Below are 13400 nucleotides of genomic sequence, written 5' to 3' on the forward strand. Positions count from 1 at the left end.
GGACGGCCAAACGGCTGCCCGCTGTGGGCGCTTTCCGGCGTGAGCGCACCCTGGTGCGGCAGCGCCGCTACCATCGGGCGATGACCGACGACCTGTTCCGCTCCGACGCCTACCTGCGCGACTGCGAGGCGCGCATCCTGCGCGTCGACGAGGCCGGCATCGTGCTCGACCGCACCGTGTTCTATCCACAGGGCGGCGGCCAGGCCGGCGACAGCGGCCGGCTGCTTCTGCCTGATGGCCGCGAACTTGCGATCGCCGATACGCGCAAGGCCAAGGACGCCGAGGGCCGCCCGACGGCCGAGATCCTTCACGTGCCCGCACCCGAACAGGCCGATCTGCTCGCCGGCCTGAAGCCGGGCGATGCGGTGACGGTCCGGCTCGACTGGGAACGCCGCCACAAGCTGATGCGCTTCCACACCGCGACGCATCTGCTGTGCCATCTGGTTCCGCAGCCGGTCAACGGCTGCTCGATCACGCCCGAGTACGCACGGCTCGATTTCCACATGACGGATCCGCTCGACAAGGAACTGCTCACGGCCGGCCTCGCCCGGCTGGTCGCGGCGGCCCATCCGCTCACGGTGGGCGCGATCACCGACGACGAACTCGACGCCAACCCGGCGCTCGTCAAGAGCATGAGCGTGCAGCCGCCGCGCGGCACCGGCACGGTCCGCACGGTCCGCATCGGCGATGCCGAGCAGATCGACTTCCAGCCCTGCGGCGGAACCCATGTGGCGAACACCGAGGAGATCGGCGCCGTGGTCGTGACCAAGATCGAAAAGAAGAGCGCCAACAGCCGCCGGGTGATGCTCGGATGGGCGTCATGAGTTTCGGGCGGAACTTCGCCCACCACGGCCGCTCCGATTGAGCTGCATGGCCTTTTCGCTTCCTCTTCGTTTCGCGGGCATCCTGCTCGCCGCGCTCGCCACTTGCATGCCGGCGGCCGCGCAACTGTCCTCCCGCGTCGGATCCGTCGTCACGACGCCGCACGTGCGGGCCGAGCTCATTGCCGATGCGCCGGATGGCGTCGCTCCGGGTGCGCCGATCTGGGTCGGGCTGCAGATCACGCACCAGCCGCAGTGGCACACCTACTGGAAGAACCCCGGCGATTCCGGATTGCCGACCGAACTCGCCTGGTCGCTGCCGGCCGGCGTTTCCGCCGGCGAGATCGTCTGGCCGGTGCCGAAGAAGATCCCGATCGGCAACCTGGCCAACTACGGCTACGAAGACACCGTGCTGCTGCCGGTGCCGCTGACCGTGGCGCCGGACTTCAAGCCACCGTTGGCGCTCACGGGCGGCGGCGAACTCGATGTCCGACTCAAGGCCTCCTGGCTGGTTTGCCGGCAGGAGTGCGTGCCCGAGGAAGGCGAGTTCCTGCTCAAGCTGCCGCTCCAGAGTTCGACCGCGCTGCACAAGAGCGACTTCGATGCCGCGCTGGCCGCGCAGCCTGCGGCGCTGACGAAACCCGGCGAAGTCGCCGTGGTCGGCAAGCGGCTGCAGGTGCGGCTCGACGACCTGCCGGCGTTCGTGCGTGGCAAGACGCTGGAATTCTTTCCCGAGACAGGCGATGTGATCCACACGGCGGCGGTCCAGGGCAAGGACTGGACGCAGGCCTGGCAAGGGGACAGCTGGACGGCTGACGTGCCGCTGGACGACCAGCGCAGCGCAAGCCCGGCCGTGATGCCGATCGTGGTGGCGCTCGCGGAAAGTGATCGGCAAGCGGGCCAGCCGGTCGCCTGGCGCACCGAAGCGCCGGTGAGCGGCGACTGGCCACCCGCCGCTGCGGCGAAGACGGAGGTACCGCCGGCGCTGACGGCGGCACTCGCAGCCAACGCCGCCGCCGCGGCAGCGCCGTTGCGACCTTCCGGCAGTTTTGCAACGGCGCTGCTGGGTGCGCTGCTCGGCGGCCTGCTGCTGAACCTGATGCCCTGCGTGTTTCCCGTGCTGGCGATCAAGGTGCTGGGCTTCACCCGCCGCGCGGATGACGGCCACGGCCATCGGCGGGCTGCGCTGGCCTACGCGGCCGGCGTGGTGCTCTCGTTCCTGGCGCTGGGCGGGGCGATGCTGGCGCTGCGCGCTGCCGGCGCACAGCTCGGCTGGGGCTTCCAACTGCAGTCGCCGGCGGTGGTCGCGGCGCTCGCGGCGCTGTTCACGCTGATCGGGCTCAACCTCGTCGGCGTGTTCGAGTTCCGCACCCTGGCGCCGGTCTCGCTCTGCTCGGCGCAGGCCCGGCATCCGGTCGTCGACGATTTTCTGTCGGGCGTGCTGGCCGTGGTGATCGCCTCGCCCTGCACCGCGCCGTTCATGGGCGCGTCGCTCGGTTTCGCGATCAGTCTGCCGGCCGCGCAGGCCTTGTTGATGTTCGCGGTGCTTGGTTTCGGCCTGGCGCTGCCGTACCTGGTCGCCGGCTTCGTGCCTGCGGTGGCCCACCTGCTGCCCAGGCCCGGCGCGTGGATGGAAACCGTGCGCAGGTTGCTCGCATTCCCGATCTTCGCCACGGTGGCCTGGCTGGTCTGGGTGCTCGGCCAGCAGAGCGGCATCGACGGCGCTGGCGCATTGCTCGGCCTGCTGGTGTGCCTGGCGGCCATCGTCTGGGCGCTGACGCTGCGTGGCCGCACGCGCATGGTGGTGGCCAGCCTGTTGATCGTCGTCACCGCGCTGCTGGGCGCCGCCATCGGCGGCAACGTGCTTCGAAACGCCGCGCCGGCCGTCGCGGCCTCCGAGGGCGGGCGTTGGCAAACCTGGTCGGCCGCACGCGCCACCGAGCTCGCGGCGTCGGGAAGGCCGGTGTTCGTCGACTTCACGGCGGCCTGGTGCGTGACCTGTCAGTACAACAAGCGCAGCACGCTGTCGGATGCCGCGCTGCTGGCCGATTTCGACGCCAGGAAGGTGGCCATGCTGCGCGCCGACTGGACGCGCCGCGATCCGGCCATCACCGAGGCGCTGACGGCGCTGGGCCGCAGCGGTGTGCCGGTCTACGTGCTCCAGGCGCCGGGCAAGCCGCCCGTCGTGCTGACGGAAATTCTGAGCAAGGACGAGGTCCGCGCAGCGCTCGCGGCACTTTGACCCTGCGCCGCAACGGGTTGTCACAAGCAGATGAGGAAACCGCTCTAAGCTGTCGCGGTTGTTGAATTTTTCTGACCGGAGTTCACGCTGATCATGACCTCGCCGTCATCCTCCAACTCGCGCTCCTACCGTGCCGCACGCAACGCGCGTGCAGCGCTGAGCCGCGCCTCGCGCCGCGCCGTGATGGCTGCGGCCGTGGCGCTCGGTGCCACCTTCCTGATGGGGACGAACGCCATCGCCGCCCCGGCCGTCGGCCAGCAGGCGCCCGATTTCGTCGCCGTCGACACCAGCGGCAAGCAGCATCGGCTGTCCGACTTCGCGGGCAGGTTCGTGGTGCTCGAATGGACCAACCCCGGCTGCCCCTTCGTGCGCAAGCACTACGGCAGCGGGAACATGCCCGCCACGCAGAAGGCCGCGACCGACAAGGGCGTGGTCTGGCTCGCGATCAACTCGACCGAACGCGCGGCGAGCGACTACCTCCAGGCGCCGGCGCTCGAGGCCTGGATGAAGGAGCACGCGGCATCGCCCACCGCCGTCCTGATGGACGAGGACGGCGTGATCGGCCAGGCCTACGGCGCACGCACCACGCCGCATCTCTTCATCATCGACCCGAAAGGCGTGCTGGTGTATGCCGGCGGCATCGACAGCATGCCTTCGACGCGCGTCGACGACATCAAGACCGCCACCAACTACGTGAGCCAGGCACTGGGCGAAGCCTTCGGCGGCAAAGCGATCTCGGTGACGGCCAGCAGACCCTACGGCTGCTCGATCAAATACAAGAGCTGAAGCCGACCGGGCTGCCTGCGACAATCGCGGGATGCCCTTCGCGCCTCTGCAAAACGATACTTTCCTACGCGCCTGCTGGCGCCAAGCGACCCCGCACACGCCGGTCTGGCTGATGCGCCAGGCCGGACGCTACCTGCCCGAGTACGTGGCGACACGCGCCCGGGCCGGCAGCTTCATGGGGCTGGCAACCAACGTCGACTTCGCCACCGAAGTCACGCTGCAGCCGCTCGAGCGCTATCCGCTGGACGCGGCCATCCTGTTCTCCGACATCCTGACCGTGCCCGACGCCATGGGCCTGGGCCTGTCGTTCGAGGCCGGCGAGGGGCCGCGCTTCGCCCGGCCGGTACGCGACGAAGCGGCGATCACCGCACTCGAAGTGCCCGACATGGGCAAGCTGCGCTACGTGTTCGACGCCGTCGCCTCGATCCGCCGTGCACTCGACGGCCGGGTGCCGTTGATCGGCTTCTCGGGCAGCCCCTGGACGCTCGCCTGCTACATGGTCGAAGGCGCAGGGTCGAGCGACTACCGGCAAGTCAAGACGCTGCTCTACAGCCGCCCCGACCTGATGCATCGCCTGCTCGCCGTGAATGCCGATGCCGTCGCCGCGTACCTCAACGCGCAGATCGACGCCGGTGCGCAGGCCGTGATGCTGTTCGACAGCTGGGGCGGTGTGCTGGCGGACGGCGCCTTCCAGGCCTTCAGCCTCGCCTACACGAAGCGTGTGCTGTCGAAGCTCCAGCGCGATGGCGCCGACGGCCAGCCGGTGCCGCGCATCGTGTTCACCAAGGGCGGCGGACTCTGGCTCGAGGCCATGCAGGCGCTCGATTGCGAAGTCCTGGGTCTGGATTGGACCGTCAACCTGGGTCGCGCGAGAGCGCTCATGGGTGAAGGCCCGAACGGCAAGGCGCTGCAGGGCAATATCGACCCCAACGTGCTGTTCGCGCCGCCATCGGTCATCGAGGCCGAGGTCACGAAAGTGCTGCAGAGTTTCGGAAGACCGCATGTCGACGGCAGCGCGACGGGGCCCACTCACATCTTCAATCTGGGCCATGGCATCAGCCAGTTCACGCCACCCGACCATGTCGCGGCGCTGGTCCATGCCGTGCACGCGCAGTCGCGTGCCATGCGCGCCTGAGGTGATTGTTATGCGATGTAAGCACCTGAGATCGAGTCGCGCGCGTTTGTCAAGGACGAAACGGTGAGGACCGACTGACTTATGCACAAAACCCGTGTTGCGGTGCGCAAAAACATCCGAGCCGCCTCGCCGCCTGCTCCTAAAGCGATAGCGACGCTAAGTTGTTGATTCATATGGGATTTGAACTTTGCTTTTTTTCCGTGCATTCCAGCCGGAGCCTTGATTTTCAAGGGCTGGCGACGAGTCGGGGCCGGATATCAACAAAGTTATCCACACAAACTCTGGATCGTTTGCAAAGCGCAAACAAATCAACGACTTAAGTCACTTTGTTCAAAATTGCTTTAACGAACGCTCAAAGCGTGAATTTGTCTTGAACTGGCGGGTTGACGTCGCAGTCCAAGCCCCGGCGCACAGCGCGATGGGCGATCTGCTCAGCTACACGAGCACCCTGGCACCCGATCCGGGCTCGCTGGTCCGCGTGCCGCTCGGCTCCCGCGAGGTTCTCGGGGTGGTCTGGGCGGTGCATCCGCAGCAGGAAGCCGGCAATGACGCTGCGCCTGCGATGCCGCTCAAGGCCCTGGGCGCCGTGCTCGACGCCCTGCCCGCGCTGAGCGAAGGATGGCGTGATCTGGTGACTTTCGCGGCCCGCTATTACCAGCGCTCGCTCGGCGAAATCGCGCTCGCCGCCCTGCCACCTGCGCTGCGCGACCTGACGGCAGTGCAGCTTGCGCGACGACTCAAGCGGCAGAGCGTGCGGGGCGAGTCCGTCGCCGGCAGCGCCAGGGATCTGCCTGCGCCGAGCGCCGAGCAAACTGCGGCCCTCGCCAGCTTCGAAGCCGAGCGGGGCCCCTTCCTGCTCTTCGGCAGCACCGGCAGCGGAAAGACCGAGGTCTACCTGCGCTGCGTGGCGGCGCTGCTGCAGCGCGATCCCGGTGCTCAGGCGCTCGTGATGGTGCCCGAAATCAACCTCACACCCCAGCTCGAAGCCCGATTCGGCGAGCGCTTCGGCGCTGGCGCCGTGGTGTCGCTGCACAGCGGCATGACGAACCCCCAGAGGCTCGCGAGCTGGCTGGCCGCGCACAGCGGCGGCGCCCGCATCATGCTCGGCACGCGCATGGCGGTCTTCGCATCGATGCCGGCACTGCGGCTGATCGTGGTCGACGAGGAGCATGACCCGAGCTACAAGCAGCAGGAAGGCGCGCGCTATTCGGCACGCGATCTCGCCGTATGGCGCGGCCAGCGCGAAGGTGCCAAGGTCATGCTCGGCTCGGCGACGCCGTCGCTCGAGAGCTGGCACCAGAGCAGACCGCCCGCTGGCCCGGACCCCGGCGGCCGCTATCTGCGCCTCGCGATGCCCTCGCGCATCGGCGAGGCGGCGCTGCCGGCCGTGCGGCTGGTCGACATGACGCTCCAGCCTCCCAGGACGGTCCTGTCGGGTGCGCTGCTGGAGGCGATCTCGCAGCGCATCGCGCGCGGCGAACAGAGCATGGTGTTCCTCAATCGGCGCGGCTACGCGCCGGTCCTGGCCTGCGGCGACTGCGGCTGGAAAAGCGAATGCCCGCATTGCAGCGCGTATCGCGTGTTCCACAAGATCGACCGTACGCTGCGCTGCCACCACTGCGGCTACACCGAACGCGTGCCGCGCGCCTGCCCTTCGTGCGGCAACCCCGACATCGCGCCCGTGGGCCGCGGGACCGAGCAACTCGAAGAGCATCTGGGCGCCCTCTTCGCGGATGTCAAACGGCCCGACGGCAACGCCGTGCGCATCGCGCGCATCGATGCCGACAGCACCCGCAGGCAAGGCGCGCTCGAATCGCAGCTCGCCGCGGTGCACGGCGGCGAAGTCGACGTGCTGGTGGGCACCCAGATGATCGCCAAGGGCCATGACTTTCGCCGCATCACGCTGGTGGCTGCGGTCAATCCCGATGGCGCCTTGTTCTCCAGCGACTTCCGCGCGCCGGAGCGCCTGTTCGGTCTGTTGATGCAGTCGGCGGGGCGATCGGGCCGCGATGCCGCTTACCTTGCAGCGCAAGGCGCGACCGCGGAAATGTGGATCCAGACCCAGCATCCGCAGCATCCGCTCTTTGCGGCGCTGCGACGCCACGACTACCCTGCATTCGCACGCGATGAACTTGCAGAGCGCGCCGCCGCGGGCATGCCGCCGTTCGCCTTTCAGGCCCTGCTGCGAGCCGACGCGCGAACGCAGGAGACGGCGCAGGCTTACCTGAATGCCGCCAGCGCGGCAGCGGCAAGCCTGGGTGATGCGCAGCAGGTGACGCGCTACCCCGCCGTGCCGCTCTCCATCCAGCGCGTGGCCAATGTCGAGCGTGCACAGATGCTCGTCGAAAGCCGCTCGCGTGCGGCCCTGCAAAGATTCCTGGCGGCGTGGCAACCCATGCTGCACGAATTGCGCCGCGGGCCCGAGGGCAAGGGCGTGATCCGCTGGCTGATCGATGTGGATCCGCACATGATCTGAGCCGCGAGCCGGCCGTGCGACTCAGAGCAGGCTGACCGGCTGCTTGCCCATTTCGATGTAGCGAAGGGCCGAACGTCGGCGCCGGCTCCACGTCGAGGTCCAGGCCAGCGCCGCGAAGCCCAGGGCGAACGCCGCGAGCGTCGCTGCGCTTCCCAGCACGCCCGCATGCCAGAGCCAGCTGACGCCGGCGAGCCAGATCACCAACAGCACCCCGCGCATCCAAGTTGTCATGCCAGTCTCCCGATCGAAGAACCACCTTGGCCAACTTTACCAGTGCCACTGAAAACAGAAGCATTAGCCAAAGGCAATACTTAATACTATGTCCTGATGTTCGGCGACGGCGTAGGAAATATTCTGAAACCAGGGTTGATGATGGGCTGATACGCTGGCACAGCTACCAGGCAGCAACATTCGCTCCGAGTTCGAGCAAAAAGGAAATGCCGTGAAGACGCCGTTCGTGGTTCTGTTGGGTCTTTTGCTTGCGGGTGCCGGCGCGGCCGCGTCGGCGGCCGAAGTCACGCTGGAGGGCAACCACCTGGTGGTCACCGGCATGCTCGACGGAAGCGCCATGAAGGCCTTCACGGAACATCTGGCCAGCGGAAAGGTACGCACCGTCGTCTTCGAGAATTCCCTGGGCGGCACGGCCGAGGTCGCCGGCGACTATGCGCGCGCGATCCAGGCCACGGGCGTCAATACCGAAGCCCGGGGCCAGTGTTACGCCGCCTGCGCCTATGCGTTCCTGGCGGGCAAGGAGCATCGCTTCGGGCGTGGATTCCAGATCAACGGCCTGCTGATTCCGATCGGTACAAGGCCTCAGCCCGGCGAATTGACCAATCGCTGGCGCGGCGACGGTGCACAGAAGACACTGGCCGAATTCATCACCGCGCCGGCATCGGCGGACGGCCCTCAACCCACCGCCGCCGCGGTCGCCGCCGTCGCCGCCGTCCCGGCCAGCGCGCCGAAGGAGCGCTGGCAACCGGACCATGGCGTGCTCTTCACCTCCACGCCCACGCTCTTCGGCCGCGTCTACAACAGTTTCTATTGCGACGGCACGCAGGGCCGCGACATGTCCCGCTGCGAAGTGCTGTCCGACGCCGATCCCTACAAGCTCGGCGTGCTCAGCCCCTGAACAGCTTCACGGCCAGGGGAAAGCTGAAAAAGGCCGCGACGGTGGTCCAGAGGATGATGCGGGCGATGCGTCCGTTGTCGGCGCCGAAACGCTCGGCCAGCATCGAGACGTTGCTGGCGCTCGGCAGTGCGGCGACGAGCACGATCGCTGCCAGTGCCGAAGCGCCCAGATTCACGCCGAGCGCGATCGCGCAGCGCGCGCCGCCATAGACCAGCAGCGGGTGCACGACCAGCTTGACCGCAACCACCGGCAGCACGTCGCGCAACGGCGCTTCGCGTGCAGCTTCCGCGCCGTTTCCCATCGCGCTGGCGACGACTCCGCTGGCGCGATGCTCGCGCGCCAGCAACGCCGAGCGCGCCAGCACCGCACCGATGGTGAAGAGCGCGACCGGCGATGCCGCATCGGCCAGCATGGCGATCGTGCGGTCCAGCGGCCCCGGCAGCGCAAGCCGCGATGCCGACACCAGCCCGCCGAGCACGATGGCCCAAGGCATCGGGTTCTGCAGCATGCCGCGCAGCGCCTGCCGGATCGCCCTGGAAGCGCCATGCCCGTCCGCGCTGTCCAGGCGCGACAGCGCGATGCACAGCGACGAGGTGACGATCATGTCGAAGGCGATCGTGATGATGAGCGGCGACGCCGCCTGCGAGCCCAGGATCGCGATCAGCAAGGGCACGCCCATGAAGCCCGTGTTCGGAAACGCCGCCACCAGCGCGCCGAAGGACGCGTCGTTCCATCCGATGCGCTCGTTGCGGCCGAACGCGACCGTCGCCCCGACCAGCGCCAACGCACACACGCCCCATACCAGCGCCACGCCGCCATCGAGCAACTGGCCGATCGGCGAACCGGCACCGAAGCGAAACAGCATGCAAGGCAACGCGAAATACAGAACGAAGGTATTGAGGCCCGGGATCGCCGCCGGCGGCAGCACACCGCCGCGGGCTGCGGCATAGCCCGCCGCGATGAGCGCGAAGAAAGGCAGGGTGACGAGGAAGATCTGCAGCACGCGGCGATTGTCGGCGGCCGAGGCGCCGCCCCGTATCATTGACCGCTTTGCGCTCGCGTTCCGCTCGCCCGCTTCCTTCATGTCCTCCGGTCTCAATCTCGCGCAGCAAGAAGCCGTCAACTATCTCCATGGCCCCTGCCTCGTGCTCGCAGGCGCGGGCTCGGGCAAGACGCGCGTCATCACGCACAAGATCGCGCGCCTGATCCAGGCCGGCCTCGAGCCCCAACGCATCGCCGCCATCACCTTCACCAACAAGGCCGCGGCCGAAATGCGCGAGCGCGCCAAGGGGTTGATCGGACGCGACGCGAAGAAGGTGGTGGTCTGCACCTTCCACGCGCTCGGCGTACGCATGATGCGCGAGGACGGCGCCGTGCTCGGCCTGAAGCCGGCCTTCAGCATCCTCGACAGCGACGACGTGACCAAGATCCTGAAGGACGCCGGCGGCACCACCGACGCGGCCACCGCGCGCATCTGGCAATGGACCATCAGCAAATGGAAGAACATGGGCCTGAACGCCGCCCAGGCCGAAGCGCAGGCAGCCGACGACAACGAGCGCATCACGGCACGCATCATGGCGCGCTACGAAGAACGGCTCGCCGCCTACCAGAGCGTGGACTTCGACGACCTGATCGGCATGCCGCTCAAGCTGCTGCAGCAGCACGACGAGGTGCGTGCCAAGTGGCAAGCCGCGCTCGGCCACGTGCTGGTCGACGAATACCAGGACACCAACGCCACGCAGTACGAGGTTCTGAAGTCGCTGGTCGGCGAGCGCGGGCGCTTCACCGCCGTCGGCGACGACGACCAGTCGATCTACGGCTGGCGCGGCGCCACGCTGGACAACCTGAAGCGGCTGCCGATCGACTACCCGCAACTCAAGGTCATCAAGCTCGAGCAGAACTACCGCAGCACCAGCGCGATCCTGCGTGCGGCCAACAACGTGATCGGACCCAACCCGAAGCTCTTTCCGAAGACGCTCTTCAGCGAACTCGGCGAAGGCGAACCGGTGCGCATCGTCGATGCCGACAACGAGGCGCACGAGGCCGAGCGCACGGTCGCGCGCATCCAGAGCCTGCGCGCCGGCGATGCCACGACGCAGGGCGAACAGCACAAGGAGTTCCGCGACTTCGCGGTGCTCTACCGCGCCAACCATCAGGCGCGCGTCTTCGAGCAGGCGCTGCGCAAGGCGCAGATCCCCTACAAGGTTTCCGGTGGCCAGAGCTTCTTCGATCGCGCCGAGATCAAGGACCTGTGCGGCTGGTTCCGCCTGTGGGTCAACAACGACGACGACCCGGCCTTCCTGCGCGCCGTGACCACGCCCAAGCGCGGCATCGGCCACACCACGCTGGCCAGCCTCGGCACCTTCGCCAGCCAGTACAAGCTGAGTCTCTTCGAGGCGCTGTTCAGCCCTTCGCTGCCGAGCGTGATGCCCAAGCGCGCACAGGAAGGCCTGCACGAATTCGGCCGCTACATCAACGACCTCGAATACCGCGCGCGCCGCACCATGGGCGCAGAGGATGCGCGCGCCTTCCTGGCCGAGTGGCTCAAGGAGATCGACTACGAGAAGCATCTCTACGACGGCGAGGACAGCGAGCAGGTCGCCGCGAGCCGCTGGACCAACGTGATGGACTTCTGCGACTGGATGTCGCAGCGCTGCGGCGGCCAGATCGACGATGCCTCCGGCGCGAGCGTGGCGAGCGAGCGCAAGAGCCTGCTCGAAGTGGCGCAGACCATCTCGCTGCTCTCCACCATCAGCGAACGCGAGCAGGACCAGAACGTCGTCACGCTCTCCACGCTGCACGCAGCCAAGGGCCTCGAATGGCCGCACGTGATGCTGGTCGGCGTGACCGAGGGCCTCCTGCCCTTCAAGCTCGACGACGACGGCGGCCGGCAGGAGAAGATCAGCGACAGCACGCTCGAGCGGCTGCAGGAAGAGCGCCGCCTGATGTACGTCGGCATCACGCGCGCGCAGCGCAGCCTGGCCGTGAGCTGGACCAAGCGGCGCAAGAAAGGCCGCGAGATGGTGGCCGCGCAGCCCAGCCGCTTCATCGCCGAGATGGCCCTCGACAAGAGCACCGCGAAGGAGGATCCGCGCGAGAAGCTCAAGGCGCTGCGCGCGGAATTCGCGCGCAAGGTTCAGGACAATGCAAGCGCCGCTGCGGCCGCGGCCGCAGCGCCATGAGGCAAGGAAGCCTGCCCTCGGTCCTGCTGATCGCCGCATGCGCGATCTCCCTCGGCGCATTCGCGCAGGATGCGCCGCGACCGGCAGCCCCGCTCGCTTGCCCGTCGAACGCGCAGGACCTGCCCGTCGACGCGCTCTACGGCACCTGGGAGGCGCGCTTCGATGGCGTGCCCGGCGTCGCGATGGTGCAGCTCGCAAAGCATCCCGACTATGCCGGCGTGAAAGGCACCATCACGCGCGGCGGCGACACGCCGCGCTCGACGGCAGAACTCGCGGGCGACATCGACGACGACGGCGTGCTTGCCATCGACGAATCGCAGGACGGCCGCACGATCAGCGGCACATGGTCGGGCGAACTGCAGGCCGGCTCCTGCGGCAGGGAATTCCGGGGAACCTGGCGCAACGCCGCCGACGACAGCACGCGTTCCTTCGTGTTGAACAAGACTGGCAGCTGGCAATGAAATCATCATTTCTCACCACCATGGCGCTCGCCGCCTGCCTGGGCGGCATCGCGAGTGCACAGGCGCAGCCCGTGGACAAGCCGCCGAGCCCCCTCGCCGAGGCCCAGCTGACCTGGCAGCAATGCCAGCGGCTGGCCGACAACAAGGACGCGCGCCTGGCCTGCTTCGACCGCTGGGCCCAGCAGCAGACGCTGCCGTCGGCAGCGGTGCCTGCGGCGCCGCCCGTGCTCGCCAGCACCCAGCCCGCGCCGCCGGTCGATGCGTCCGTGCCGGCGACGCGCGTGGTGGCCGTGGCGACCGAGGATGGCTGCCGCGATCGCCAGTACTCCGCGCTCTCGCGCTTCTGGGAGCTCGAGAACGGCAGCGACTGCGGCACCTTCACCTTCCGCGGCTACCGGCCGCTCAACGTCTCGTTCTCCGCAGCGAACGGCCGGCCGCAGGTTCCGACCTCGCCGTCCCCGGACCATACCGGCACGCCCATCGCCTACCAGGCCGACGAGATGCGCATCGGACTGTCGATGCGCACCAAGCTCGCGCAAGGGCTGTTGACCTCGAACGATCCGACCAAGAAGGACTCGCTCTGGTTCGCCTACACCCAGCAGTCCACCTGGCAGATATTCAACGGCGCGATCTCGCGGCCGTTCCGCACCACCGATCACGAGCCCGAGCTGATGTATGTCTATCCCACCGACGTCGCGCTCTGGGGCGGCTGGCGCTGGCGCTATAGCGGACTCGGCCTGGTGCATCAATCGAACGGCCAGAGCCTCCCTTACTCGCGCAGCTGGAACCGCGTCTACCTGATGGGCGGCGCGGAGCTGGGCGACAGCTTCACCCTCACCGGCCGCATCTGGCAGCGCATCCACGAAAATCCCGCGAACGACGACAACCCCGACATCGCCGACTACATCGGCCGCGCCGAACTCACCGGCCGCTGGAACTTCAACAAGGACAACACCCTCGGCGTCACCGTGCGCAACAACCTGCGCGACAGCGGGCGCGGTTCGATCCGGCTCGAATGGCTCAAGGCCATCGGCGACCCGGTGAAGAGCAATCTGCGCTTCCATACGCAGCTGTTCTACGGCTACGGCGACACGCTGGTCGACTACAACCGCAAGCGCACCGTGCTCAGCATCGGGCTGAGCCTGGTCGATTTCTAGGCGGGCCGCCC

The 13400-nt window shown here is 67.9% G+C and carries 11 protein-coding genes; 9 read left to right on the top strand and 2 right to left on the bottom strand.

The window, feature by feature from the left end:
• Positions 1 to 80: 80 nt before the first annotated feature.
• From WDLP6_RS23710 to priA, 5 genes are all read left to right on the top strand, one after another.
• Positions 81 to 824 carry an alanyl-tRNA editing protein gene (locus WDLP6_RS23710; protein ID WP_162594320.1) on the top strand — a complete coding sequence of 248 codons (744 nt, stop codon included), beginning with the start codon at positions 81 to 83 and terminating at the stop codon, positions 822 to 824.
• A 46-nt stretch (positions 825 to 870) separates the two neighbouring features.
• A complete protein-coding gene (locus WDLP6_RS23715) occupies positions 871 to 3063 on the top strand; it encodes a protein-disulfide reductase DsbD family protein (protein WP_443083427.1) in 2193 nt (730 codons plus the stop codon).
• A gap of 93 nt (positions 3064 to 3156) precedes the next feature.
• A complete protein-coding gene (locus WDLP6_RS23720) occupies positions 3157 to 3849 on the top strand; it encodes a thioredoxin family protein (RefSeq protein WP_162594321.1) in 693 nt (230 codons plus the stop codon).
• Between the two features lie 31 nt (positions 3850 to 3880).
• A complete protein-coding gene (gene hemE, locus WDLP6_RS23725) occupies positions 3881 to 4984 on the top strand; it encodes a uroporphyrinogen decarboxylase (protein WP_162594322.1) in 1104 nt (367 codons plus the stop codon).
• A gap of 370 nt (positions 4985 to 5354) precedes the next feature.
• Positions 5355 to 7460: a replication restart helicase PriA gene (gene priA, locus WDLP6_RS23730; RefSeq protein ID WP_162594323.1), complete on the top strand. Its 2106-nt coding sequence runs from the start codon at positions 5355 to 5357 to the stop codon at positions 7458 to 7460.
• A gap of 21 nt (positions 7461 to 7481) precedes the next feature.
• Here priA and WDLP6_RS23735 read toward each other — a convergent pair whose 3' ends face one another.
• A complete protein-coding gene (locus tag WDLP6_RS23735; protein ID WP_162569548.1) occupies positions 7482 to 7691 on the bottom strand; it encodes a hypothetical protein in 210 nt (69 codons plus the stop codon).
• A 211-nt stretch (positions 7692 to 7902) separates the two neighbouring features.
• Between WDLP6_RS23735 and WDLP6_RS23740 the strand changes: the two genes are divergently transcribed.
• Positions 7903 to 8589 carry a hypothetical protein gene (locus tag WDLP6_RS23740; protein ID WP_232077261.1) on the top strand — a complete coding sequence of 229 codons (687 nt, stop codon included), beginning with the start codon at positions 7903 to 7905 and terminating at the stop codon, positions 8587 to 8589.
• On the opposite strand, the gene WDLP6_RS23745 is transcribed toward WDLP6_RS23740, so the two are convergent.
• Complete coding sequence (locus WDLP6_RS23745) at positions 8579 to 9592, bottom strand: AEC family transporter (RefSeq protein WP_162594324.1); 1014 nt, start codon at positions 9590 to 9592, stop codon at positions 8579 to 8581. The genes WDLP6_RS23740 and WDLP6_RS23745 overlap by 11 nt on opposite strands.
• A 79-nt stretch (positions 9593 to 9671) precedes the next feature.
• On the opposite strand from WDLP6_RS23745, the gene WDLP6_RS23750 reads away from it, so the two are divergent.
• The 3 genes from WDLP6_RS23750 to WDLP6_RS23760 are packed head-to-tail and all read left to right on the top strand — an operon-like array spanning position 9672 to position 13389.
• Positions 9672 to 11771 carry an ATP-dependent helicase gene (locus WDLP6_RS23750; protein ID WP_162594325.1) on the top strand — a complete coding sequence of 700 codons (2100 nt, stop codon included), beginning with the start codon at positions 9672 to 9674 and terminating at the stop codon, positions 11769 to 11771.
• Positions 11768 to 12232, top strand: coding sequence for a hypothetical protein (locus tag WDLP6_RS23755; protein WP_232077262.1), 465 nt, complete (start codon positions 11768 to 11770; stop codon positions 12230 to 12232). The genes WDLP6_RS23750 and WDLP6_RS23755 overlap by 4 nt, the downstream gene beginning before the upstream one ends.
• Positions 12229 to 13389, top strand: a complete 1161-nt coding sequence (locus WDLP6_RS23760; RefSeq protein ID WP_162594326.1) for a phospholipase A — start codon at positions 12229 to 12231, stop codon at positions 13387 to 13389. Before WDLP6_RS23755 ends, WDLP6_RS23760 begins: the two co-directional genes overlap by 4 nt.
• Positions 13390 to 13400 lie beyond the last annotated feature (11 nt).

Source organism: Variovorax sp. PBL-E5, assembly GCF_901827185.1.
GTDB lineage: Bacteria > Pseudomonadota > Gammaproteobacteria > Burkholderiales > Burkholderiaceae_C > Variovorax.